At 64.7% G+C, this 21,858-nt stretch carries 20 protein-coding genes; 9 read left to right on the top strand and 11 right to left on the bottom strand.

The window, feature by feature from the left end; all coding sequences use genetic code 11:
* Positions 1–12 precede the first annotated feature (12 nt).
* The 4 genes from rsmH to ligA form a co-directional block, all read right to left on the bottom strand.
* Positions 13–933: a 16S rRNA (cytosine(1402)-N(4))-methyltransferase RsmH gene (rsmH, locus tag K0B96_RS12310; protein WP_220161194.1), complete on the bottom strand. Its 921-nt coding sequence runs from the start codon at positions 931–933 to the stop codon at positions 13–15.
* Between the two features lie 16 nt (positions 934–949).
* Complete coding sequence (locus K0B96_RS12315) at positions 950–1,165, bottom strand: hypothetical protein (protein WP_220161195.1); 216 nt, start codon at positions 1,163–1,165, stop codon at positions 950–952.
* Between the two features lie 4 nt (positions 1,166–1,169).
* Positions 1,170–1,622: a division/cell wall cluster transcriptional repressor MraZ gene (locus K0B96_RS12320; protein WP_255558650.1), complete on the bottom strand. Its 453-nt coding sequence runs from the start codon at positions 1,620–1,622 to the stop codon at positions 1,170–1,172.
* Between the two features lie 335 nt (positions 1,623–1,957).
* Entirely contained in the window at positions 1,958–4,042 is a 2,085-nt protein-coding gene (gene ligA / locus K0B96_RS12325) for an NAD-dependent DNA ligase LigA (protein WP_255558651.1), read from the bottom strand.
* A gap of 158 nt (positions 4,043–4,200) precedes the next feature.
* On the opposite strand from ligA, the gene K0B96_RS12330 reads away from it, so the two are divergent.
* Positions 4,201–4,611, top strand: coding sequence for a low affinity iron permease family protein (locus K0B96_RS12330; protein ID WP_220161197.1), 411 nt, complete (start codon positions 4,201–4,203; stop codon positions 4,609–4,611).
* Between the two features lie 123 nt (positions 4,612–4,734).
* Here the strand turns inward: K0B96_RS12330 and K0B96_RS12335 are convergent, their stop codons facing one another.
* Both K0B96_RS12335 and K0B96_RS12340 read right to left on the bottom strand, forming a co-directional pair.
* The gene (locus tag K0B96_RS12335) at positions 4,735–5,838 is read right to left on the bottom strand and encodes a Gfo/Idh/MocA family protein (protein WP_220161198.1); all 1,104 of its coding nucleotides are present in this window, start codon (positions 5,836–5,838) and stop codon (positions 4,735–4,737) included.
* Between the two features lie 105 nt (positions 5,839–5,943).
* Positions 5,944–7,245 (bottom strand): NAD(P)/FAD-dependent oxidoreductase, encoded by a 1,302-nt coding sequence (locus tag K0B96_RS12340; RefSeq protein ID WP_220161199.1) that lies wholly within the window; start codon positions 7,243–7,245, stop codon positions 5,944–5,946.
* A 95-nt stretch (positions 7,246–7,340) separates the two neighbouring features.
* Here K0B96_RS12340 and K0B96_RS12345 point away from each other — a divergent pair, with 95 nt between their 5' ends.
* From K0B96_RS12345 to K0B96_RS12355, 3 genes are all read left to right on the top strand, one after another.
* A complete protein-coding gene (locus K0B96_RS12345) occupies positions 7,341–7,649 on the top strand; it encodes a gamma-butyrobetaine hydroxylase-like domain-containing protein (protein ID WP_220161200.1) in 309 nt (102 codons plus the stop codon).
* Positions 7,650–7,751: 102 nt separating this feature from the next.
* A complete protein-coding gene (hisI, locus tag K0B96_RS12350) occupies positions 7,752–8,213 on the top strand; it encodes a phosphoribosyl-AMP cyclohydrolase (protein ID WP_220161201.1) in 462 nt (153 codons plus the stop codon).
* A 40-nt stretch (positions 8,214–8,253) separates the two neighbouring features.
* On the top strand, positions 8,254–8,979 hold the full coding sequence (locus tag K0B96_RS12355) for an alpha/beta hydrolase (RefSeq protein WP_220161202.1): 726 nt from the start codon (positions 8,254–8,256) through the stop codon (positions 8,977–8,979).
* 8 nt (positions 8,980–8,987) lie between these two features.
* Here K0B96_RS12355 and K0B96_RS12360 read toward each other — a convergent pair whose 3' ends face one another.
* The 4 genes from K0B96_RS12360 to K0B96_RS12375 form a co-directional block, all read right to left on the bottom strand.
* Entirely contained in the window at positions 8,988–10,229 is a 1,242-nt protein-coding gene (locus K0B96_RS12360) for a BNR-4 repeat-containing protein (protein ID WP_220161203.1), read from the bottom strand.
* Positions 10,230–10,443: 214 nt separating this feature from the next.
* Positions 10,444–11,229: an acyl-ACP--UDP-N-acetylglucosamine O-acyltransferase gene (gene lpxA / locus K0B96_RS12365; protein ID WP_220161204.1), complete on the bottom strand. Its 786-nt coding sequence runs from the start codon at positions 11,227–11,229 to the stop codon at positions 10,444–10,446.
* Between the two features lie 7 nt (positions 11,230–11,236).
* Positions 11,237–12,571: a bifunctional UDP-3-O-[3-hydroxymyristoyl] N-acetylglucosamine deacetylase/3-hydroxyacyl-ACP dehydratase gene (locus K0B96_RS12370; RefSeq protein ID WP_220161205.1), complete on the bottom strand. Its 1,335-nt coding sequence runs from the start codon at positions 12,569–12,571 to the stop codon at positions 11,237–11,239.
* Positions 12,572–12,633: 62 nt separating this feature from the next.
* A complete protein-coding gene (locus K0B96_RS12375) occupies positions 12,634–14,133 on the bottom strand; it encodes an MGH1-like glycoside hydrolase domain-containing protein (protein ID WP_220161206.1) in 1,500 nt (499 codons plus the stop codon).
* Positions 14,134–14,316: 183 nt separating this feature from the next.
* Here K0B96_RS12375 and efp point away from each other — a divergent pair, with 183 nt between their 5' ends.
* The 5 genes from efp to K0B96_RS12400 all read left to right on the top strand — a co-directional run bounded on the left by efp (position 14,317) and on the right by K0B96_RS12400 (position 20,492).
* Entirely contained in the window at positions 14,317–14,874 is a 558-nt protein-coding gene (gene efp / locus K0B96_RS12380; protein WP_220161207.1) for an elongation factor P, read from the top strand.
* 178 nt (positions 14,875–15,052) lie between these two features.
* Complete coding sequence (locus tag K0B96_RS12385) at positions 15,053–15,958, top strand: diacylglycerol/lipid kinase family protein (protein ID WP_220161208.1); 906 nt, start codon at positions 15,053–15,055, stop codon at positions 15,956–15,958.
* Positions 15,873–16,910, top strand: a complete 1,038-nt coding sequence (locus K0B96_RS12390) for a metallophosphoesterase family protein (protein WP_220161209.1) — start codon at positions 15,873–15,875, stop codon at positions 16,908–16,910. The genes K0B96_RS12385 and K0B96_RS12390 overlap by 86 nt, the downstream gene beginning before the upstream one ends.
* A 50-nt stretch (positions 16,911–16,960) precedes the next feature.
* Entirely contained in the window at positions 16,961–18,658 is a 1,698-nt protein-coding gene (gene ligD, locus K0B96_RS12395; protein ID WP_220161210.1) for a non-homologous end-joining DNA ligase, read from the top strand.
* Positions 18,659–18,848: 190 nt separating this feature from the next.
* Entirely contained in the window at positions 18,849–20,492 is a 1,644-nt protein-coding gene (locus tag K0B96_RS12400; RefSeq protein ID WP_220161211.1) for a fumarate hydratase, read from the top strand.
* A gap of 105 nt (positions 20,493–20,597) precedes the next feature.
* Here the strand turns inward: K0B96_RS12400 and K0B96_RS12405 are convergent, their stop codons facing one another.
* Positions 20,598–21,854 carry a sigma-54-dependent transcriptional regulator gene (locus K0B96_RS12405; protein WP_220161212.1) on the bottom strand — a complete coding sequence of 419 codons (1,257 nt, stop codon included), beginning with the start codon at positions 21,852–21,854 and terminating at the stop codon, positions 20,598–20,600.
* Between the last annotated feature and the right edge of the window lie 4 nt (positions 21,855–21,858).

The following is a 21,858-nucleotide window of genomic DNA, read 5'->3' on the forward strand; positions in this document are numbered from 1 at the left end:
GGTCGGATGGGGTTACAGCTTGCGGAGCGCGCGCAGTTTCGCGGAGCGGCTCCGGGGGTTCGCAGAAAGTTCGTCGTCGCTCGCGGTCCACGGCCGGCGAGTCAGAGGTTCCGCGCGCTTCACCCGCAAATCCTGCGGCGTGGCGTCATTCTCGCTCTCGGGCTGGCCGCACCAGCGGCGAAACGCCTGCTTCACGATGCGATCCTCGAGCGAATGAAAACTGATCACGCACAGCACGCCGCCCGGCGCGAGGCGCGCAAATGCCACCGGCAACGCGCGCTCGAGCGCGCCCAGCTCATCGTTCACGGCGATGCGGATGCCTTGGAAGGCGCGCGTCGCCGGATGAATCTTCGCGCCGAAGCGATCGCGCGCCGGAATCGCCTGGCTGATCACCTCCGCCAACGCCGCCGTGCGCGCCAAAGCACCTGTGCTCCGCGCCGCCACGATCGCCTGCACCACCCGCCGCCAATGCTTCTCTTCGCCGAAATCGCGCACCGCGCGCACGAGCATCTCGTTCGTCGCCGTCTCCAGCCACTGGCTCGCCGGCACGCCGCTGCGCGGATCCATGCGCATGTCCGCCGGCGCGTCATGACGAAACGCGAAGCCTCGCGCCGCTTCATCGAGTTGAAATGACGACACGCCGAGGTCGAACAACACGCCATCCAGCGCGCCCGTCTCGATGTCGGCCAGTCGTCCAAAGTCCCGGTCCACCAGCTGAAACCGGGCGCCAAATTCTTCGCTCAGCGCCGCGGCCCGCGGCTGCGCCGCCGGATCGCGGTCGAGCGCGATCACCTGCACCTCCGCCGCCGCATCGAGCAACGCCCGCGTGTGCCCGCCGCCGCCAAACGTGCAGTCGAGGTACCGCCCGCCCGCGCGCGGCGCGAGCAACTGCAGCACCTCGTTGAGCAGCACAGGTTGATGGCCGGGCGTCATGGTCGCCGAATGGGTTTCAACGCGCGCCTGCATCGTCGGCCCGCCGTTTTTCGCCGCGCCGTTTCGCGACGGAGCGCAACACCAGTCCATCCCTCACTCGTGGCGTCGCCACCGCCAAAGGCACCGGCATGAGGCGGTCCTCGCCCTCGATCCACGCGGGAAATCCCGCGGCATCGGCCCGCGTCTCTTTCGGCAGCAACCGGAGAGTCGTTTTGACGTTCGCGCGTTGCATCGGATCAAATCCCCAACCGGCGCATGATGTCGCCGAAGTTTTCGCCCGAAGTCCGCGCCTCGACCTTCTGCCAACGCGACGGCTCGTAGATGTTGAACTTCGTCAGTGAACCGACGAGCACCGCATCCTTCGAAATTCCCGCGTGCTGCAACAGCTCCGCGCTGACGCTCATCCGCCCTTGCTTGTCGAACCACAGCGACAGCGTCTGCGCGAAAAACCGCGCCACGAAGTCCTGCCCCGCCCCGTCGCTCAAGGCCAACGCCGCGATCTTGGCGCGCAGCTTCTCCACCTCCGCTGGCGGCAACACCGCTATGTAACCGTCCGGATGTGGCGTCGCCAGAAACGCGTCGTCTGCACCGTGCGCAAACCGCCACGCCGACGGAATCGTGAGCCGATTCTTGTCGTCCAGCGTGTGCCGGAAAAGCCCGGTATAGAGCGGTGAGACGGATTGCGACATGGGCGTTGGAGCGGTAACTGCCCCAAAGTGCCCCATTTCGTCCCAATTTTACCCACGTCCGTCAAGGTAAAGCGCATGGGAGAATCCCCTTTCTTGTTCACAAAATGTTGTGAATAACCCGTTCAGAGTTTCACGAGAGTCCGGCCGCGGCCCCCAGCGTGAGCGCGAGGGACGACCATCGACCCCGGAACGTCCTGTCTCCGAGCATGCGCCAGGCCGGCTTGCCAGGCCCGCCCAAGACTCCATCGCCCGCGGTCCGCGGTTCCGGCGCCAGCGCCCAACAACGTGTCGTGGGCGCTCCGGCCAACCTACGAAATCGGCGCGCCTTCCCCCATTTAGGGCGCGGTCGTGTCGAGCAAACGCCGCAGCTCGGCTTCGTCGATCACGCGAATTTGCAGGGTTCGGGCTCGCTCCAACTTCGCCCCTGCTCCTTCGCCGGCCACCACGAAATCCGTTTTCTGGCTCACCGAGCTCGCGACGCGTCCGCCCGCCGCCGTTATCCGCGCCGCCGCTTCCTCGCGCGTCAGCGTCGGCAGCGTGCCGGTTAACACAAAGGTCTTTCCCGCGAGCACCCCCGCCCTCTCTGCGGGCGTCGCTATCGCCCGCTGCACCGGCATTACCCCGGCCGCCCGGAAATCCGCCAGCATCGCCCGGGTCTGCGGCGCGGCAAAGTAATCCGCCACCGCTTGCGCCGTCGCCGGCGCAAATCCGCGCGCCTCCAAATCCTCGGCGCTGGCCGCCGTCAACGCGCCCAGCGTCTCATAGGCCGCCCCGAGCCGTTGCGCCGTGGCCTGCCCGACCTGCGGGATGCCGAGGCCATGCACCAGCCGCCACAACTCCGCGCGCTTGCTCGCCTCGATCGCGGCCAGCAGTCGATCGGTCGACCGCTCCACATTTCCTCCCAACGTGAGCAAGTCCGCTCGTTGCAACCGATACAGATCAGGAAACCGCCGCACCCAGCGGTGCGCCACCAAAGTCTCCACCATCGCCGGCCCCAGCCCGTCGATATTCATCGCCGCTTTCGACACGAAATGCTCCACGCGCCGCCGCACTTGCACCGGACAATCGCCGTTCGGGCAACGCACGGCGGCTCCGTCCTCCACCACCTTCGTCCCGCACGCCGGACACGTCTGCGGAAAAACAAACGTCGTGCTCGTCGCTGGCCGACGCCCAAGATTTATGCCCACAATCGCCGGAATGATCTCGCCCGCCTTTTCCAGATACACCGTGTCGCCGATTCGCAAATCCCGGCGCGCGATCTCGTCGCGATTGTGCAACGTGGCGCGCGCGACCCGCGAACCCGCAATCTCCACCGGTGCAAGTTCCGCGACAGGCGTCAGCACGCCGCTGCGTCCCACTTGGATCGTGATGCCGCGCAGAGTCGTTTCCACCCGCTCCGGCGCGTATTTGTAAGCAATCGCCCAGCGCGGCGCGCGGTCGGTCTCTCCGAGCTCACGCTGGCCCTTTACGTCATCCAGTTTCACCACGGCCCCGTCCGTCGGAAAAGCATACGCGCCGCGGACACGTCCCATGGCTGCGATCGCCGCCCAGATTTCATCGGCGCTCCGGCCCACGCTCACCTGTTCGACTCCGGGCAACGCCCAACTCCGGATCAAGGCATGCAATTCCTGTTGCGAGGCAGGTGCCGCCGACGCCGGTTCGACCGCGCCCCAACCGTAAAACACCACCGCCAGCCCCCGCGCCTTTACCTCCGCCGGATCCTGCTGCTTGATCGTGCCGGCCGCCACGTTGCGAGGATGGGCGAACGGCGTTTCGCCCGCCGCTTCGCGCTCGCGATTGATGCGCTCAAACTCCGCACGCGGCAGATAGATTTCTCCCCGCAATTCGATCAGATCGGGAATCGGATTCCGCGTGCCATCCGCGGTCGCCCGACGCAATTCCCGCGGCAGATGCCGCAACGCGAGCGCGTTGGCCGTGATATCGTCGCCTTCGCGGCCATTCCCGCGCGTCACGGCGCGGACCAGCCGCCCGTGTTCATACGTCGCACTCACCGCGAGACCGTCGAATTTCGGCTCAATCACGAATCCCAAATCATCGCGTCCCAGCGCCGCGCTCACCCGGGCGTGAAACGCCCGCACGTCCGCCGCAGAATACGTTTTATCCAGGCTCAGCATACGCACGCGATGGCGATATGTTTTAAATCCCGTCGCGCGATCGTCGCCGATGTCGCCCTTCGCCTCCGCCCACTGCGGAAACGCCCGCTCCCAGGCGGCGAGTGTCAGCTTTAATTGATCATATTCATAGTCGCTGATCTCCGGGGCCGCTTGTCCAAAATAAAGCTGATCGTGGTGCGCGATCTCCGCACGCAGACCTTCGATTCTCTGCCGCGCCTCTGTGGCGGTCGCGTGGGCGATCATCGTCGGATCCGCCGCTTCTCTCGTCACCCCGGCCAGACTCATGCCGCCACATAATAACCAAAGCGCGAGCCGGGGTATGCTCTTCATAACGCGCTTATATTCTTTTAATTCCGACTGGAGCAACCTGTTTCTCCCGCGGTGGCACCACCGCTCTGACGTGCGGTCCATGGTGCCGCGTGAAGAAAAAACCTCAGCCGGTCGTGTCTGATACTTGGTTCGGCCGTTTTGCGCGCTGGACCGCGCGCGCCTCCGGCCGACCCGCAGCTTTCCTCGTCGCCGTTTTCGTCATCGCGGCCTGGGCGGTCACCGGCCCCATTTTTCACTACAGCGATACTTGGCAATTGGTTATAAACACCGGCACCACCATCGTGACCTTCCTCATGGTGTTTCTCATTCAACACACGCAAAACCGCGACGGTCAGGCCATCCAAATGAAGCTCGACGAGCTCATTCGCGCGGTCAAAGGCGCCAAAAATACGCTGCTGAATCTCGAGGAATGCTCCGAGGAGGAAGTCGAGGAATTGCGCCAGCGTTACGCCAAACTCGCCGAGCAGGCGCGCCGCGGTAAAATCGGCCAGCCGCCGCCAGCCAAAGCCTCTCGCCCGGCATAATGCCACCAGTCCGCGACGGCACGCGCGCCGTCGAGAGCGGGCGACGCTTCAACCACTCCGTCCGTGCCAGACGCCCCAGCTCGCGTCCCTCGGCTGAGGCGCGGGCACCGCGTGCGGTGCGCGTCAGGCATCGAGCACATTCGGCGCCACGCCCGGCGGAAGCATGGCCGGACGCTCGCACGTGCTCGTGATCATCACGTGTTGATTGGCGTTCGAGGATTTTTCAAACGCCGCCATCACCTCCACGACATGATGCGCCAGCTCGCCGCTTGCGCGATGCGGGCGGCCCGCGCGAATCGCGTAGGCCATGTCGGCGACGCCCGTCCCGCGCGCTCGTTCCACCGAGTGCGTCAATGGCATCTCAACGAACTCTTTTTCCCCCGCCTTCCGCACGCGAACCGGCCCGCCAAACGTGTTTGGATCCGGCACCTCCATCGTGCCTTTCGTGCCGTAAACCACGAGGCACGGGAGCGGATAAGGCGTTACATCAAAACTCATCACCATCGTCGCCGTGGCACCGTTGGCGAAATCGATCGCACCCGTGATATGCGTCGGCGTTTGCACCGCGATTTTCTGCCCCGCCCGCTTTGCTTCCGTGATCGTGCGTTCGGGAAACGTGATCTTCGCCGAGCCGCTGACCCGCTTGGCGGGACCGAGCAAATTTACCAGCGCCGTAATATAATATGGCCCCATGTCGAACATCGGTCCGCCGCCCTGCTGATAATAAAATTCCGGTGCCGGGTGCCACGACTCGTGCCCCGGACACATCATGAACGCCACCGCCGCCACCGGATCGCCGATCGCGCCTTCGTCCAGCAACTGGCGGCAGGTCTGGATCCCACCGCCCAGAAACGTATCGGGCGCACAACCGACGCGCCGGCCTTGCGCCGCCGCCACCTCGAGGACTCGCCGGCTGGATGTGGTGTCGAGCGCGAACGGCTTTTCCACATACGCGTGTTTGCCCGCGCGCAATACCTGCTCGTTCACCGGCGCGTGCGCCTGCGGCACGGTGAGATTGACGACGATCTCGACGGCCGGATCCGCGAGCAACTCCGCCGGCGTGCACGCTTTCGCGATGCCGTGCTGTCGCGCCTTCGCCTGCGCGCGCGCCAGATCGAGATCCGCACACGCCACAATCTCGAGGATGTCGTAGGCCGCCGCGCCTTTGAAATACGCGTCGCTGATATTGCCGCAGCCGATGAGGCCGATTTTCACTTTGGAGAGCATGAAGAAAGAGCGTGGCCGGCGAACTCGCCGACTCCGCGCGGCGACCGTGGACGGGCCGCCGCCCGTTGTAAATCCCGCGCGTGCCCCACCGCGCTTTTCTGCGCCCTACGCCGCGTTCGCCGGCGGTCCGCCGGCCACGCCCGTGATCACCCGCGCCCCGCGCTTGAATGTGAAATACGAAAACGTCCACTGGAGCAGCACCGACAGCTTGTTGCGAAAACCGATGAGGAACGTGATGTGCACCGCGAGCCAAGCCACCCACGCGGCGAATCCGCTGATGTGCACCTTGCCAAACTGGCCCACCGCTCGCGACCGGCCGATCGTCGCAATCGACCCTTTGTCGAAATACGCGAACGCCTGCCGCCCCGCCGGCGAAAACTTTTCTCCGCGCAACTCCCGCACGATCAACTTCGCCACATGGCGGCCCGTCTGGATCGCCCCCTGCGCCACCCCCGGCACCGTCACGCCCTTTGCATCCACGAGCGACATCGCGTCACCAATCGCGAACACTTCCGGATGCCCCGGCACGCTGCAGTCCGGCAACACCTTCGCCCGCCCTCCCCGGTCCAATTCCACTCCCAGTTGTTTCGTGAGCGGCGACGCCGCGACGCCCGCGCCCCACACGATGTTGCGGGCCCGAATCGTCTCGCCCCCGGCCACCACTTCGCCGTCGCGAATCGCCTCGACGCGCGTGCCCGTGCGGATCTCGACGCCCAACGTTTTGAGCTGACGCTCCGCGCTCGCCGACAAATCCGGCGGAAATGCCGCCAGGAGCCGGGGACTGCCCTCGATCAGCAAAATGCGCGTCTTGCGCGGATCAATGTGATCGAAGTCCTTGCGCAACGCCCGGTGGGTGAGCTCGGCGAACGTCCCCGCCAACTCCACGCCCGTCGGTCCGCCGCCGATCACCACGATCGTCATCATCTCGCGGCGCCGCGTTTCATCCGGCTCTGTCTCCGCACACTCAAACGACGTCAGAATCTTGCGCCGAATCGTGAGCGCGTCATCGAGCGATTTGAGTCCCGGCGCAAACTCCGCCCATTCATCGTGCCCGAAATAACTCGTATGCCCGCCGGCGGCGATCACGAGATAGTCGTAAATCAACTCGCCGCGAGCGTGCACCACCCGACGGTTCGCCAAGTCGAGTTCCGTCACTTCCGCCATCAACACCTCCAGATTCGGCCGCGAACCAAAGATCGCGCGCACCGGCTGCGCGATATCCACCGCCGACAGTCCCGCCGCCGCCACTTGATAAAGCAGCGGTTGAAAAACATGGTGGTTCTGCCGGTCGATGATCGTGATTCGCGCCAGGTTTGGCGGCATTTGCTGCACGAAATTCAGTCCGCCAAAGCCTGCGCCCACGACGACGATATGCGGCAATTTCCGTCCGCCGGGTGTAGTCTTCATTGGTGCGTAGCGTGATGCGCACCTGCACGATGGCAAACATCCGCGGCGACAAATTTGCTGTTCCGCCTCTCCGGCGAAACCCTTAACGCTTTCCCATGCACGCTCCGACGAACATCCAACTCATCGGCCAGGAGGTCGCCATCGCCTGGAGCGACGGCGCCGAAACCTACTGCACCTTCGAACGCCTGCGCGCCGCTTCGCCCAGCGCCGAGACGCAAGGCGAACGCGACGTGCTCGGCCAGTTGCACGGCGGCGGCGGCAGCCGCCACTTCCCCGGCGTGCAAGTGCTCGCCTGGGAACGCGTGGGAAACTACGCGATTCGTTTCGATTTCAGCGACGGCCATCGCACCGGTCTCTACAGTTACGATTATCTTCGCCACGTCACCGCCGCCCCTTCCGCGTAACGGCTTCGCGAGCTCCGTCCGCGCGGGTCGCCGCTGCCGCCGCCACCTGCGTACTTTTTTCCTCTACTCACTCCCCGCTACTCGCTACTCGCTACTTTTCCTATGAGCGCATCTGTCTTCCCGAGCCGCACCCAAACCGCCGAAATCGAACTCGGCACCACCCTGCAGCCGAAGTTCGGGCCCGATGGCCTGATCCCCTGCATCACCACCGACCATCTCACGAATGAAGTGCTCATGTTCGCGTTCATGAATGCCGAAGCGCTCGCTCACACCATCCGCACGAAAAAAGCCACGTATTGGAGCCGTTCGCGCAACAAACTCTGGGTGAAAGGCGAAGAGTCCGGCCACGCGCAACTCGTGAAAGATCTTCTCGTCGACTGCGATCAGGACGTGGTTCTGCTCAAGGTCGAAAACGTCGGCGGAGCCGCGTGCCACAACGGCTACAAGTCCTGTTTCTACCGCAAACTCACTCCCGGCGCGGACGTCGATCAGGCCGCTTCGCTCACGCTCGAGTTTGCCGCCCGGCGCGTCTTCGATCCCGCCACGGTTTACAAAAAGAAATAACCGCCGCGCCCGCCGCCTCGGTCGTTTCGCCTCCGCCGCCATGCCCGAGGATACTTTCTCACTCGCGAGCGCTCATTTGCAAAACGAGCGCCCCATCTGGGTGCGGCTTCCTCGCGACCTGCACGCGCCCTGTCATCTCGCGGTCGTGCTCGATGGTGAACTCTATCGCGGCGGCGTAGAAGCGTTGGCGACGATCGATCGGCTGGATCGCACCCAGCGCATCGGGCCCACGCTCTTCGCGTTCGTTTCGCACCACAGCGAAGCTGCTCGCTGGCGCGAGTGCCCGTGCCATCCACCCTTCGCCGCGTTCCTCCACGCCGAACTCCTGCCTGCCCTTGCCGCCCGCTATCACGCCGTCCATGCCAACCGGCAACGCGCGCTCATCGGCCTGAGTTACACCGGTCTCGCCGCCGCGTTTGCCGCGCTGCAACCGGAGAATGAGTTCACGCGGGTCGTCGCGCAATCCGGCTCGTTCTGGTGGCACGACGGCTGGCTCTCCGACCACGTTCCGCCGGCCCCGGCGGCGCGGCCGCCGGCGTTTTATCTTGAGGTCGGCCGCAAGGAGACGGCCGACCGGGTCGAGCATCGCCCCGACGTCATCCAACGCATTTCCCAAATCGAGGGCGTGCAGCGTTTTCACGCCGCGCTCCGCACGGCCGGCTACGCCAGCGCATATTCCGAATATCCCGGCGGTCACGATTTCGACGGCTGGCGGCAATCTCTCCCGCGCGCCCTGGCCTGGGCGTTGCCACCATTCGGGCACTGACCACGACGTCACGCCACCGTGCACCACCACACTTTGTTCGTCAGAATATCCTTCAGGCCCCCGCCCGCCGCGCCCGCTGTATAAATTACGCCCGGCGCATCCGGCACACGATTAAAGCCCGTGGGTCGCTCGATATTCGGCAGCCAGTGCGGCTCGTGAGCATTCGCTTCACTCAGGAGTGAAAACGAAAAACGCTCGCGCGCAGCGTTCGCGCGAAAGCACGCAATCTCGCTGCTCGCAGCTCCCCAATAGCCATTTTTCACGCCCGCGGGCGGGCGCGCCACGGCCAAAACCCCGACGAGCTGCCCGCTCCCACCAAACGTCAGCGCACCCGGCAGATACAACCCGCCTTCCTCCCTCCACGTCGCCGGCAGAAACGCGTTCAACTCGCACGCCGCCCATCGCCCCGCTGCCGGCGTCGACACGAACGCCCGGCCGTGCTCGTGCTCGATCAGATTGTGCACGACATACGGTTCACCCTCGGGCGACACCGCAATCCCGCCAGCCGCGATCGTGCGACCCGACGCTCCGCCGCCTTGGGCGATGACGTCGATCGTCTCCGCCGTCACCGGCAATGTGACCGCCGTCCCATCCGCCTTCGTCCACGTGTGCCCCGCATCCGTGCTGCGCAAGTAGCCCACCGTTTGCCATGCCTCTAATTTCTTCTCCTCGGCCGTTTCATAAATGCGGCAACTCAGGTGCAAGGTCTGATGATCCGGCCCCCACGCCAACGATTCGCCGAACTGCGCATAGTCGGGAAAACGCGAACGCATCAACGTCGAGCGCAGCCGCCACTCCCCGCCGGCAGGTTTTTCCCAAAGTTGCGCCTCCGTCGTGCGCTTTCCTTCCGTGTAACGCCGCGCCGTCATCAACAACGTGCCGTCTTTCGCGCAGACCACGACCGGATAAGACAGCAGCGCGCCGAACTCGATCTCCGGCTCCCATTCCGACGCATCGTTCGGCCGCACCGACCGCCGATAGCGCATCGGCGCGTGATGCGGATAATATAGAACATGCAGATGCCCGCTCGGATCGATCGTCATCGCCGGCCCGCCATGATTGTCCATCGCCTCGCCGACCGTCACCGTCGCTGACCACTCGTTTGTCGCGCGATTCAACGAGCGCACGCGCACGCGAAACCCCTCCGGCGTCGAGTCCAGCCACGCAACGTGCGTGCGGTCGCCCGACGTGATGATCTTGCTCGCCGGATCGTAAGCCGTCGCTCGGCCTGACCCCAGCTTCGACAACAAAAAAGATCGCCTCGCCGCCGCTGCCGCGGTGTCCGTCCCGGCCTCCGCGCGCAACCGACGCGTCACCATCATTCCGGCCGACCCAGCGAGTAACGTGGCGAGAAACGCGCGGCGATTTTGCGGGGGCATCCGTCGACGATGCGCGCTTGTCCGGCGATATCAACCGGCTTCAACCGACCGGTGCGCCAAGCTGTCGCCGCGCGCCGGCCTGAACTCAACTGGCCGACGCCAACCCGCGCTCGCTCGTTTGGGCAAACGCCACCATCCGCTGAAACTCCGCCGTGGCCGCCTGCGGATGCGCGGTCAACTTTTCGAGCGCCTGCGTGCGGTTGAGCCCGTCCCGATAGAGGATGCGGTGAATCGATTTCACCCGCTCCACTTGTTCGGCCGTGAAGCCGTTGCGTTCCAGGCCGACTTTGTTGATCGCCCGAATTTCCGCCGGCAACCCGTCAGCGATGAAATACGGCGGCAAATCCTGCACGAGCTTCGCCTTCGCCGACAGCAGGGAATACTCGCCCAAGCGGCAAAACTGATGCACGCCGCCAAACGCGCCGATGACCACGTGATCGCCCACGATCACATGTCCCGCCAGCCCCGCGTAGTTGCTCATGATGATGTGGCTGCCGAGCTGGCAGTCGTGCGCCACATGACTGTAGGCGAGGATCAGATTGTCGTCGCCGATCACCGTGAACTCCCCGTCGTTCGTCGCGGCATGCACGCTCACGTATTCGCGCAGCACGCAACGATCGCCGATGCGCAGGCCGGGATTGCCGCCCGTGAACTTCAAGTCCTGCGTCTTGCCGCCCACGCAGGCGAAAGGAAACACCTCGCCCGCCCGCCCCAGCACCGTGTTGCCCTCGACGCATGCGTGATGATGCAACCGCGTGCCGTCGCCCAGCCTCACCCCGGCCCCGACAAACGCGTAAGCCCCCACGCTCACGTCCGCGCCGAGTTGCGCGCCGGGCTCGATGATCGCGGTGGGATGAATCGTGACAGCCATCGCGCGCTCAGGGCTGCTCGTTCTGCGACACGAGCGCGAACATCAACTCGGCCGAGGACACCACGGTGCCACCCACCGTGCAGGTGCACTCCGCCACCCCAATCTTGGTGCCGCGCGTCTTCGTGAGCTTCGCGTTGATCACCAACTGGTCGCCCGGAATCACCGGCCGCCGGAACTTCACTTTGTCCGCACTCATGAAAAACGGCGTTTTTCCTTCGGCCGAGATGTTGCGCAACATCAGGATCCCCGCCGCCTGCGCCATCGACTCGACCTGCAACACGCCCGGCATCACCGGCTCGCCCGGATAATGCCCTTGGAAATACGGCTCGTTGACCGACACGTTCTTGATCGCGATCAGCTCCGTGTCCGCAATGAATTCCAGCACGCGATCGATCATCAGAAACGGATAACGATGCGGCAAAGTGTCGAGGATGCGTTTGATATCGAGCGACGTCTCGCCTGGCTGCACCTGCTTCGGCCGCTCCGCCTTCTTTTTCGCCGGCGTCTTCTTCCGGGCTTCCAGCTTGGCGAATAACACTTTCGTCAGCTCCGCGTTGATCGCGTGGCCCGGTCTCGTCGCGACGATGTGCGCCTTCAACGGCATGCCCAGCAGCAGCACATCGCCGATGATATCGAGCATCTTGTGCCGCACGAACTCGTCTTTGAACCGCAACGGCTCCTTCGAAATGATTTTGTCGCCGCGGATGACCACGGCGGAATCCAGCGACCCGCCCTTGATCTTGCCGAGTTTCAACAGCTCCTCGATATCCTCGTAAATCGTGAACGTCCGCGCCGCCGCGATCTGCGTCATGTAAACATCGGGATCGATCGTCAGCGAAAGATGCTGCGTGTGGATGCCGCGATCGTCCGCCGACGTGCACGTGATCTTGAATTCGTTCGACGGCAGCGCGATGACCGAGCGATTGCCGTCGGTGACCGACACCGCCTCGTCGAGGACGAAATACTCCCGCTCCTTCTCCTGCTCCACCGGCTCGCCTTGGAGGATCATGTTCACAAACGGCCGGGCCGAGCCGTCCATGATCGGCGGCTCCGAGGCGTTCATCTCGATCGTCACGTTGTCCACGCCGCAACCGTGCAACGCGCTCAACACATGCTCCACCGTGTGGATTTTGGCGTGCCCGTTTTGAATCGTCGTCGCGCGCACCACATCCGTCACTTGATCGACCCGCGGACGAATCTCCGGGGCCCCGTTCAGATCGATTCGGCGGAAGACCACGCCTTGGTCAACCGGCGCCGGTTTGAGCGTGAGCGTGACCGCTTCACCGGTGTGCAAGGCGCTGCCTTGGATGGAGACTTCGCGCGCGAGAGTGCGTTGTTTCATTGAGCTTGGCGTCGGAGTGTCGGAAAGGCGTTGGAAATGACAAGACCGCGATAGGGCCCCCATCAATTCCCCGCCGCGCTCATCGCCACCCGCACCCGCCCGACGGCGGTTGCGGACACAAATCCCGCTGGCCGCTCGCCGGTCCCGCGCGTCGCCGCGGCGCCCGCCCCTTCCGCCTGTAGATCGATCTCCAGCTCCGCGCCTCGATAACCCAGCCCGCCCAACCGCACTCGCGTCAAACCCGCCGGCAGCACAGGCGAAAAAGTCACGCCATCCTCCGCGAACCGCGCGCCGCACACGCCCTTCAAAACCATCCTCACCAACGCCGTCGCGCTCCACGTCTGCCGCGCGCACGAAGCCCAGCGCTGCATCCCGCCCTCGCCCGTCGGGTGCTCCTGCACTCCCCCGTATTCCCCGCCCGTCACCGGATGATAAATCTCCGAAAAATGCCCGTCGCGGCAGGCATGTCGCGCCAGGCTGAACAACTCGCGCCCCAGCAAATCCGCCCGCCCATGCCGCGCCGCCGCCTCCGCCCAAAACGCCTGCAACGGCGGCCACACCACCCCGCTGTGCCGGCCGAACGCGCCTTCCGCGTAAGTCGGGTAGTGCGCGTAATCCGGCCAGCCGAGCACGGGTAACTCCCGTTCCTCCGCCGGCGCGTAGCGCGTGTAACGCTCGTAGCTCGGCCACACCCCCGGCAGACCGGCCGGTGTCACGGGTTGATTTTGAAAAATCGCCGCGCGTTGCGCCGGCGTGGCCACGTCGAACAGGATCGCGAACGCGTGCCCCACGCCCTCCAGCCGGTCGCTCCCGCCCCACGGATCCACGAAAAAGCGAAACACGCCCCGTGCCTCGTCCCACAATTCCGCCCGCACCGCCGCTGCGATCGCGTCCGCGCGGATTGTCCACGCCGGATCGGCCGCCACCCCGAGCTCCCGCGCCATCCGCCCGAGCACGCGATACGCCGCCACGTAGAGACAGTTCGTCGAAAGCGCCATCATCGGCAGTCCTTCGCCCTGCGCCGCCCGCTCCGCCGGATGATGCCGGGCCCAAAATTTGATCCCGCTGCTCGGCATGTCGGCGTAACGATCGGGAAACGCCGCCACGCCATCCTGGATCGCCGCCGAGCCGCGAAACAACCCGCGCATCGCGTCGAACTCCGTCGCTTCCAGGCAACGCAGCGTGTGCGCCACCGCCGCCATCGCGACGCGCAGAAACTCCCGGTCGCCCGTGAACAAATAATACGCCCACGCTCCCTGCGCCCACACGATGCTGTCCCAATATTCCCCCGTGATCCGCGGCTCGCCGTCCACCTCGTCCAAGACCGCCAGCAGCGAGTTCCGCGCGACGTCCGGGTAAAGCAACCCGCCGCCATTCCACGTGTTGATCGCGTTGTCGCGCGTCCACTGCTGCGGATAGTCCAACCCCGCCCGAAAACAAGGGCCGCTGGTCTCCATCAAGCCCGCGTGATCGGGGAAAATATTGCCCGCGATGTCCCCCAGTGCGAGGCGGAAGGCGCGGTTCAACTCCGCGTGGTCGGTCTCAAGATACGGCAGCGTCATCGGAAAAGGTTTCGCATGTGCGCCTCGCATTTGCCGCAGCCGGCGGACTCGCGCCACCCTTTTTCGCCCGGTGTTGCCGCCCGCGCTCTATCGTGCCGCGATGCTTGACAGCGCCGAGCCCCGCTCGTTACTCCATGACCCTTTTACACAACTCGAAACCGTCCCTCCGCAACCCTTCCCGTCATGCCCGCAGCTAACGATATTCGCAAAGGTCAGGTCATTAAATTCAACGGCGAGCCCCACCTCGTCATGGAAACGCAGCATCGCACGCCGGGCAATCTGCGGGCTTTCGTGCAGGTGAAAATGCGCAACCTCCGCTACGGCAAGGCGCTCGATCAACGCTTCGCGTCCACCGACACCATCGAGGTTTTGCCCACCGACAAACGCACGCTCGAGTTCAGCTACGCCGACCGCGACAGCTACGCGTTCATCGATCCCAACACGTTCGACCAAATCGAAATCTCCGAGCAGACGCTCGGCGACGTGAAGAACTACCTCACCGCCGGCGGCCGCGTTGACATTCTCTTTGTGGACGAAAAGCCGCTCACCGTCGAATTGCCCAGCGCCGTTTCCCTCAAAGTCGTCGAGAGCGCCGATGGCATCAAAGGCGATACCGCGAGCAACGTCCAGAAACCCGCCAAGCTCGAGACCGGCCTGATCGTGCAGGTGCCGCTCTTCGTGAAAGAAGGCGAACTCATCCGCGTCTCCACCGCCGACGGTTCTTACCTCGGCCGCGCCTGAACCGCTCGCATTCAAACCCACCTTCGCCCGCGGCTTGATTCCGCGGGCTTTTTTGCGCCCTGGTTCTCGTCTGAACGTGCGCCGGTTGGTTACGACGCGGACGAAGAATCGCAAAACCGCTCTCGGGTTGCGCGCCACGTGCGGCACCCCCGCACCTCACATGGGTCTGCATCCTCCCATGCGCGTCATCGCCCTTTTGAATCGCTCCGCGGGGACGCTCACCGGTAACCCTCATTCCGACCCGCTTTCCCCCGCTGCGCTGACCGCTGCCTTCCGCGCCGCCGCCGTCGATGCCGATGTGCGCCTCGTCGCACCGCAGGCCATGCGCGACGAAGTCGCCCACGCCGCCGCGCTCCAACCCGATGCTGTCGTCGTCGGTGGTGGCGATGGCACTCTCAATACCGCCGCAGGCGTGCTCGCCGGCGGCGCCACTCCCCTCGGCGTGCTCCCGCTCGGCACGCTCAATCACTTCGCTCACGACCTGGGTCTTCCGCTGGAAATCGATGACGCCATTCGCGTGATCGCCCGAGGTCGCGTCCGCGCCATCGACGTCGGCGAAGTCAATGGCCGCGTTTTCCTCAACAACTGCTCTCTTGGTGCCTATCCCGCCGCCGTCCAACGCCGCGATTCCCTGCGCCGCACCCGCGGCTTCGGCAAATGGCGCGCCATGGTCGTCGCCTCGCTCGACGTGTTTCGACGCGTGCGTCGCCTGCGCGCCCAAATCGAAATCGACGGCGCGCCCCATTCCTGCCGCACGCCCCTGCTCTTTGTATCGAACAACCACTACGACGGGCGGCTCTTCGCCTCCTCCCTTCGCGAACATCTCGACGAAGGCCGCCTCTGGCTTTACGTCGCGCGCACGCATCGCTTTTTCCCGCTCCTCCGTTCGGCGTGGCAGGCGCTCGTCCGCGGACTCGACGCCGCCGACGCTCTCGACACCCACTCCGCTCAACAGGTCACCATCGACGTCGGCCTGCCCAAAATCACCACCGGCCTCGATGGCGAACTCGTCACCTTCGCTGCGCCGCTCCGCTTTCGCATCCGCCCCCACGCACTGCGCGTGCTCGCTCCGCCGGCATCATGACCGCTCCGATCTTCGCTTCACCGCCCCGCTGCCCGGCGCTCGCGGCCAACTCGCCGGCGTCGCCACGCCTCTCCGCCGCGCCGCTCTCTCCGGCCACGCCAACGTCGCACACTCCATCGGCACCCACCCGCCCTGTCGGCACGTGAGAACGATCGTCCATCTTTCTGATCTGCACTTCGGCACCGAAGACCCCGTGCTCGCCGCCGCCGTCGCGCGCGACTTGCAAGCATCCCCGCCTTCGCTGCTCGTCGTCAGCGGTGATTTCACCCAACGCGCCCGGCGCCGCCAGTTCGCCGCCGCGCGCGCTTACCTCACCCAACTTCCATCGCCGCAACTCGTCATCCCCGGCAATCACGACGTGCCGCTCTACGACGTGATCCGCCGTTTCGCTGCGCCCCTCAACCGCTTCCGTCGCTACATCAGTCGCGACCTCGACCCGGTTTACCGCGACACCGAAATCATCGTTGCCGGCCTCAACACCGCCCGCTCCCGCACTTGGAAAAGCGGCCGGATCTCCCCCGCGCAACTCGCCCGCCTGCGCGCCACCTTCGGTCCCGCCGATGAACGTTTCAAAGTCGTTGTCACGCATCACCCGTTCATCCCGCCGCCCGGCAGCGAAGCCGATGGTCGGATCGATCTCGTCGGTGGGGCTAACGCCGCCCTCACCGTGCTCGACGAGTGCGGAGTCGACCTCCTCCTCGCCGGCCATCTCCATCACGGCTACGCCGGCGACACGCGCACGCACTACCCTCATTCGCGCCGCTCAATCATCTCTGCGCAAGCCGGCACGGCCATCTCCCGCCGCATCCGCACGGAACCCAACGCCTATAATTTCCTCACCCTTGAGCGCACCCACATTGTGATCGAAATTCGCACGTGGAACGGCACCGCCTTTGCCCCCACCGCCGTCACCCACTACGATCTTCACGACGACGCCTGGATCGCGCGTTGACGCGCCGGCCCGGCGCGCACCGGTCGCGTTTTCCCGAGTCCAAGGCTTTCATGCCACCGCGTTCTTCCACCTCGTCTCGCTCTTCTGCCACCCGCCGGAAACGCTCTTCCGCCCAGTCCGGCAATTCGCGCCAGCGCGCCGCGGCGCCCAAATCTTCGGCCGCCGCCCAACCGCGCGCCGGCACCCGCTCCCGTTCCACCCGAGCACCCGCGAACGCCGCCGCGGTGCCCTTCACCAATCTCGACAAAGTCCTCTTCCCCGCGAGTGGCACCACGAAAGGCGACGTCATCAAATACTACCTCGATGTCGCCCCCGTGCTCATCCCGCATTTCCGCGCCCGCCCCGTCACGCTCATCCGTTTTCCCGACGGCGTCACCGGCGAAAAATTCTACGAGAAAAACGCCCCGCGCTTCGCTCCGGCGTGGATCAAGACCGCCCCGGTCCCGCGCAGCGACGGCGGTGCGATCAATTACATCGTCATCAACGATGCCCGCACGCTCGCCTGGTGCGCCAATCTCGCCGCCTTGGAGCTGCATCCGTTTCTCCATCACGCCCGCGCCGTCCAACGCCCCACGCACCTCGTCTTCGATCTCGATCCCGGCGAAGGCGCCGACTTGCTCACCTGCATCGAGGTGGCGTTCCACGTCCGCGAAGCGCTCGGCCAGCTCCAGTTCAAAGTCTTTCCCAAAGTCTCCGGCTCGAAAGGCCTCCAGCTCTACGTCCCGCTCAACACCCCCGTCACTTACGCCACCGCGAAACCTTTCGCCAAGGCCCTCGCCGAACTCCTCCGCACGCAGCACCCCGACCTCATCGTCAGCGACATGTCGAAGGCCCTCCGCCGCAAAAAGGTCCTCATCGACTGGAGCCAGAACGACGAAAAGAAAACCACCGCCGGCGTCTATTCGCTCCGCGCCAAACGCGATGAGCCCTTCGTTTCGCTCCCCGTCACGTGGGATGAACTTCGCCGCGCCGCCAAAAAAGACTCCGCCGACGCCCTTTTCTTCTCTCCCGCCGACGCGTTGAAACGCATTGCACGGCAAGGCGACCTATTCGCGCCCGTCCTCACGTTGAAGCAACGGCTTCCACGCGATTTCACCACCGCCGCCCGCTCCGCTCCGGCCGCCTCCTCCCGCCCGAAATCCGCCGGGCGCGCGCCGGATTCTGCATCCACGGGCCTCGCCCGCTACCGCGCGAAACGCGATTTCACCCGCACCGCCGAGCCCTCGGGCAAGACGCCATCGCGTTCGCGGGCGCGCGGCGCGCAGCAGCTCCGCTTCGTCATCCAGAAACACGCCGCCTCGCGCCTCCACTACGATTTCCGCCTCGAGCTCGACGGCACCCTCAAATCCTGGGCCGTGCCCAAAGGCCTTCCCTACGAGCCCGGCATCAAACGCGCCGCCTTCGAAGTGGAAGACCATCCGCTCGATTACATCGACTTCGAAGGCACGATTCCGCCGGGCCAATACGGCGGCGGCACCGTGATGGTGTGGGACACCGGCACCTACGAACTCCTCTCCGGCGACCACCGCCGCGGTGATCTCAAACTCATGCTCCACGGCCAGAAACTGAAAGGCGAATGGCACATCTTTCGGATCAAGAGTGAAGACGACAAACCCGTGTGGCTGATCGTGAAAGCCAAACCCGCCATGAAGCCGCTCAGCGCGCGACGCGAAAACCAATCCGTTCTCACGCAGCGCACGATGGAAAAAATCGCCTCCGACAACGACGCCGTGTGGGAAAGCCACTGACGAGCGCCACGACGTTCTCGCGCGAGCCCTCGGCGTAAACACGTCTCGCCGACTCCCGCGCGCGAAGCGCACGGTCCACTTCGTTCCGTGTCAGAATTTCCCGCGCGCCGCGATCGCCGCCCGCCGCCGCCGCTCGCGCCACCGCTTTACTCGCGCCGCGAAACATGGCACGGTCGCGCCCTCCTTTTCCATGCCTACGCCGCCGTTCACCTACCAAGAACCGTTCCCCCTCGGGCCGGATGAAACTGTCTACCGTTTGCTGTCCAAGGAAGGTGTTGCGACGACGACATTCGAAGGCCGCGAGATCCTGAAAGTCGCCCCCGAAGCCCTCGCGTTTCTCGCGCAACAGGCGTTGCACGACTGCTCGTTCATGCTGCGTCCGAAGCATCTGGCGCAAGTGGCGGCGATCCTCGACGACCCCGCCGCTTCGACCAACGACCGCTACGTCGCCCTCACCCTGCTCAAAAACGCCGAGATCGCCGCGCAGGGCATCCTGCCGTTTTGCCAGGATACCGGCACCGCCACCATCATCGGAAAAAAAGGCCAGCAGGTCTGGACCGACGCCAACGACGCCGAATGGCTCAGCCGCGGTGTTTACGAGTGCTACACGAAGGAGAATCTCCGCTATTCGCAGACGGCGCCACTCGACATGTGGCGCGAGACCAACACCGGCACCAACCTCCCCGCGCAGATCGATCTCTACGCCACCGAGGGCGCGAAATACGAATTTCTCTTCGTCGCGAAAGGCGGCGGCTCCGCCAACAAGACGTTCCTGTTTCAAGAGACGAAAGCGCTCCTCAATCCGAAGAGCTTCGAAAAATTCGTCACCGAAAAACTCAGCTATCTCGGCACCGCCGCGTGCCCGCCGTATCATCTCGTGTTCGTCATCGGCGGCACGAGCGCCGAAGCCTGCCTGAAGACGGTGAAGATGGCTTCGACCAAATACCTCGACGCCCTCCCCACGACCGGCAACGAGCACGGCCGCGCGTTTCGCGATCTCGAGAGCGAGGCCCAAATTCTCCAGCTCGCCCAAAGCACCGGCATCGGCGCCCAGTTCGGCGGCAAGTATTTCGCGCTCGATGTGCGCGTCGTCCGCCTGCCGCGCCACGGCGCCAGTTGCCCCGTCGGCGTCGGTGTCTCCTGCAGCGCCGATCGCAACATCAAGGCGAAGATCACCCGCGACGGCATCTTCCTCGAACAGATGGAAACGAATCCCGGTCGCTTCATCTCCGCGGACCAGCGCACGCTGAAGGAAGACAACATCGTTCACGTCGACCTCCGCCGTCCGATGGCGGAGATCCGCGCGGAACTCTCGCGTTATCCTGTAACCACGCGCCTCTCGCTCACTGGTCCGATGATTGTCGCCCGCGACATCGCGCACGCGAAACTCAAGGAGCGCGTCGATGCCGGCCAAGGCCTGCCGTCCTATTTCAAGGATCATCCCGTCTACTACGCCGGGCCGGCGAAAACTCCGCAGGGTTACGCGTCCGGCTCGTTTGGGCCCACGACCGCCGGCCGCATGGATAGTTACGTCGATCTCTTTCAATCCCTCGGCGGCTCGATGGTCATGCTCGCGAAAGGCAACCGCAGCGCGCAGGTGACCAACGCGTGCAAAAAACACGGCGGCTTTTACCTCGGCTCGATCGGCGGTCCCGCTGCGATTCTCGCCAAGGAAAACATCCGCCGCGTCGAGGTGCTCGAATATCCCGAACTCGGCATGGAAGCCGTGTGGAAAATCGAGGTGGAAAACTTCCCCGCGTTCATCCTCGTCGACGACAAGGGCAACGATTTCTTCGCCAGCGGCTGCGGCGCCTGCTTGCCCGCGAAGAGCTGATCGCCGCCTTCGCCCATCCGCACGCTCGCGCCACCACGTCTCGCGCGCGCCGTTATTCGGCCGCCTGCCAATCGGACCGCCGCGCCAACCGAACCTACAGCCGCGTCAGCCCAGCTTCGCCACGTCCACGCCCAGCGCTTTCGCCGCCGCCACTTTGTCGCCATGGCAGACGTGCAACACCATGTCGGTGTAGCGCCGCTCTTGTCCCGCCAGATAATCCGCAAGGGTCGGCCAGCTTTTTAATTCGCGCAGCCGCAGCGGCAGTTGCTCCGAGGTCACGACGCGCGACTCCGCCGTCGATGCGATTCGCGTCACCACCTGATGCAGCTCCGTGAGATTGCCGGCCCAGTGATAGGCCTGCATCACGGCCAGCGCGTCCTCCGTGAAGTTGATCAACTTCGCGTCGACCTGCGGATTCAACGCCTGCGCGGCGTAGTGTTTCACGAGCAGCGGCACGTCTTCGCGCCGTTCGCGCAAAGCCGGCATCTGCACCGGCAGCGACGCCACGCGGTAGAATAACTCGTCGTGAAACTTGCCCTCGTCCGTCAGCCCCTCGAGGTCGACGGTCGACGTGCAGATCAACCGAAACGTGTGCGCGTTGTTCCGCAGCACGCTCACCAATTCCTTCTGCACCTCGAGGGTGAGGCACTGCAGGTGTTGCAGAAAAAGCGTCCCGCCCCGCGCCTGCTCGACCCACGTGCCGCCCGCGCCGTTTTGGCCGAGCAATCCGCTGCGCACGTTGGTCTCCGAACTGAGCGAGCAATCGATGCGCACCAGTTGCGCGTTGGGCTCGCTCCCCGCTTGATGCAGCAGTTCCGCCACATCGATTTTTCCGGTGCCCGGCTCGCCTTGCAACAGCACCGGCGTGCGCACCGTCGCCAGCTTCTTCACCTGCTGCACCAGCTTTTTGATTTTCGGGCTCTGGCCGATCAAGCGCCCTTCGACATCCACCGCCTGCGCACCCGGCGCGATGGGATTGTTGAGCCGCTCCGTTTGAAAACGCCGGAACTCCAGCCCGCGCTTCAACGTGGCAATCAACTCGTCGACGCGAAAAGGCTTTTGCAGGTAATCGAAAGCCCCGAACTTCAACGCCTGAATCGCGCTGTCCGTGCTCGCGTAGGCCGTCATGATGATGATCACCGCGCTCGGATCGTAGAGCTTCAACTGCTTCAACAGCGTGATCCCATCCATCGGCTTCATGTCGATGTCCGCCAGCACCAGGTCGAACTTCTCCGTCTTGTAACGCGCGAGCGCCTTTTCGCCATCGGTCGCAAACGACGTGACAAAACCGGAGGGCTGGATGACCGCATCCAACATCTCGTGGATGGAGAGAAGGTCGTCGACGATGAGGACCGAAGGCATGGAG

Origin of the sequence: Horticoccus luteus (genome assembly GCF_019464535.1) — a bacterium.
Taxonomy (GTDB): domain Bacteria; phylum Verrucomicrobiota; class Verrucomicrobiia; order Opitutales; family Opitutaceae; genus Horticoccus; species Horticoccus luteus.